This is a genomic window from Anabaena sp. UHCC 0253 (assembly GCF_009712085.1).
In the GTDB taxonomy this organism is placed as follows: Bacteria; Cyanobacteriota; Cyanobacteriia; order Cyanobacteriales; family Nostocaceae; genus Dolichospermum.
In genome coordinates this window covers 26,029-28,562 of record NZ_VILD01000014.1, presented here as the reverse complement: position 1 = coordinate 28,562, position 2,534 = coordinate 26,029, and the positions used below count along the sequence as shown (strand labels likewise).

The 2,534-nt window shown below is 36.9% G+C and carries 3 protein-coding genes and 1 pseudogene; 2 read left to right on the top strand and 2 right to left on the bottom strand.

Translation table 11 applies throughout. From position 1 onward, the window contains the following. Both FJR38_RS28865 and FJR38_RS28860 read left to right on the top strand, forming a co-directional pair. Nucleotides 1-204: pseudogene (locus tag FJR38_RS28865) on the top strand (hypothetical protein); the annotation flags it as partial. A gap of 118 nt (nt 205-322) precedes the next feature. Continuing rightward, nucleotides 323-658 (top strand): hypothetical protein, encoded by a 336-nt coding sequence (locus FJR38_RS28860; protein ID WP_254449575.1) that lies wholly within the window; start codon nt 323-325, stop codon nt 656-658. Nucleotides 659-868: 210 nt separating this feature from the next. Here the strand turns inward: FJR38_RS28860 and FJR38_RS25905 are convergent, their stop codons facing one another. Together FJR38_RS25905 and FJR38_RS25900 are read right to left on the bottom strand one after the other, a co-directional pair. Next, nucleotides 869-1,315: a hypothetical protein gene (locus FJR38_RS25905; RefSeq protein ID WP_254449574.1), complete on the bottom strand. Its 447-nt coding sequence runs from the start codon at nt 1,313-1,315 to the stop codon at nt 869-871. 300 nt (nt 1,316-1,615) lie between these two features. Beyond that, nucleotides 1,616-2,534 (bottom strand): ThiF family adenylyltransferase (locus FJR38_RS25900; RefSeq protein ID WP_254449573.1); only part of this gene is annotated, 919 nt, incomplete at its 5' end.

The following is a 2,534-nucleotide window of genomic DNA, read 5'->3' as shown; positions in this document are numbered from 1 at the left end:
CACCGAAGCAGCAGCTATTTGCCTTTCTATCATCAACAAACTGATTGGCCAGTGGTGCAAACTCTCGTCTGTGATGATGCTCCCCAATTCAAGTTACTGACTGATAATATTGCTTTGTGTTGGGTGCATGAGGGAAGACATTATAAAAAGTTAAGTCCGTTTATTTGCTTGTCACCAAACGATTTTAAAAGATTTTCTGGATGATTTCTGGGATTACTACCGAGACTTACTTGCTTACAAAGATTCTCCCAGTCAACAAAAGGCTGAAAAACTCCGGTCTGAGTTTTGGAAACTTTTTTCGCTTCAAACTGGTTATGAACAGTTGGATGAGCGAAAACGATTAACGCTGCTAAAAATTTCCGAGTTGCTTTTAGTATTAGAGCATCCTGAATTGCCTTTGCATAATAATCCGGCAGAGTTAGCTGCTAGGACAATGGTGCAACGGCGTAATATTAGTTATGCCACTCAAACTCTTGAAGGTACTCAGGCTTGGGATACTTTTATGTCTCTTGTTGCTACTACTCGTCAGTTGGGTATCAGTTTTTTTGAATATATCCGTGACCGCATTTCTCAGACTGGGAATATTCCCTTTTTGGCAACTATTATTCGCGAAAAATCTGCTCTCAATTCTTTTGGTTTGTCATGGATGCCTGAATAACTCTTTCCCCGATATATTGAGGGGATACATTTAATTGATAACGAAGGCGTTTTATGTATAGATCATTCTGTTGATATACACCTCTGTAAAATTAGAAATCTAATCTAAAATAGAGATTACGCCTTCTGATTAAAATCATCTAATACTTAGCGCGTAGCGCATAATAAATTAGTCGTTTTTGTGTCAAATAATTTATTGCTTGAACTGATTTTATTGATTTTGAAGCTGGGTTTGTTGGTTTATATCTAGTTCGGCTATTTGAATTATTAGCTCTGTTGGTACATTCCAACATTTACATTCCCAATTTTGACTTAATCGTTCTGCTTTTCTGACATAAATAGTCGAATTTGTTGTATTTTCAATAAGCCATTTTTTAAATTGGAGTGCCTTTTCTTCAGTTTCAAAACCGAAGTATGTGACTTTTCTTTGTCCCAAAGGATTAGTAATAGTAGCGACTCTAGTTGAAAGGATATTGAGAGTCCATCCACTAGCACTCAGTTGTACTTTAGTAATGTTGAGCATTGATTTTATTTGTGGTAGTTTAATTTCAACTTTAGGAACAGGTTTTAGATATTTGGTAGCCGCTTTTTTGCCTTGCAAATATTCCTCATAACTTACGAAAATACTTTTTAATACCAAATTGATATGAAGCGGCATAGAATAAAATAACAAGAATAATTGACCGCAGATGTAGCTTGCTTCCCGAAGGGTACGCAGATAAACACAGATAAAGATGGATAAATCAATAGATTTCAGTATTCTGTGCAGCCTTACATAAAATTGGTAAAACTCTCATTCTCTGTGTTCTCTGTGCCTCTGTGGTTAGTTACAAAGACCTAAAATACACAAAAAATGAGATTTTAAAAGATTTTTTTACGTAAGTCCCATAAATAATTTTCTCCCTTGAATTTCTCCAAGGAAGAAGCGTGTCAGTGAGAGTGATTTGATGCTGTATTGCTAAACTGAAATTGAACGACTTGGTGAAATTATTTCCTCATTTGTAAACTTTTGCAGAGAATTTACACAGGTGTATAGTGAACGACAAGAACCTGTAGTATTATGGAAATAGGTTGCAAATTTTCTCAAACCTCCAGTTAATGTTAATGCCAGCAAATACTCCGCAGCAATAACAGCTACTTGTTGATTAACAAACAAGCTTTGGCGGTTTCTTGCTTGAATTTCAGCACATGATAAACTTGTTGAATTTAATTCTTCAGGTAATGGAATTAACAGTTCTGGATGTTGTCTAGAAGGACTGGGAAGATTAATGCAAAAGTTCGGTTTTTGACGATTATTAAAAGCACTTTCTAAGGTAAATTGATTAGTAGAACCAAGCACCACTTGTCCAGAACTAGAATTAGCATGATTACCACAATCTAACCACCAAATTTGTGGTAGAGAACCTGAGTAATTTTGGTCTAAGCAACTGCTAATTTCAGCACGCGTAGCAGCATTATCTACACAACCGATCATCACTGTTAACTTACGCCATCTGGCTGATATAATCCTTTTAGTGAATGGTTTAGCGATCGCTCTAATCTGTACTCCTAATCCTAAACTGTATCTAGCTGCTAGGACTTCCGCTTTGTATAACCCAACCTCAGACTGTTGAAAATTCTGTCGGGGGATGTTTTTGGGTTCAATGATATCTGGGTCTACAACTATACAAGAAGCGGTTTTGTTGCTGTTTGCTTCAATCTCCAGCATCAGTCTAGCAACCGACGGAATCAAAAAACCTCCTGTCCCACCAGCACCCACAACTATAAACTCGACGTGATTATGTGCAGGAAGCATAAGCGGGACAGAGTGAGCAAAAGATAGGTCTAATTTCATCATGGTGTAATCTGTGACATCAAATCCGTTTTGTAGCGGTATT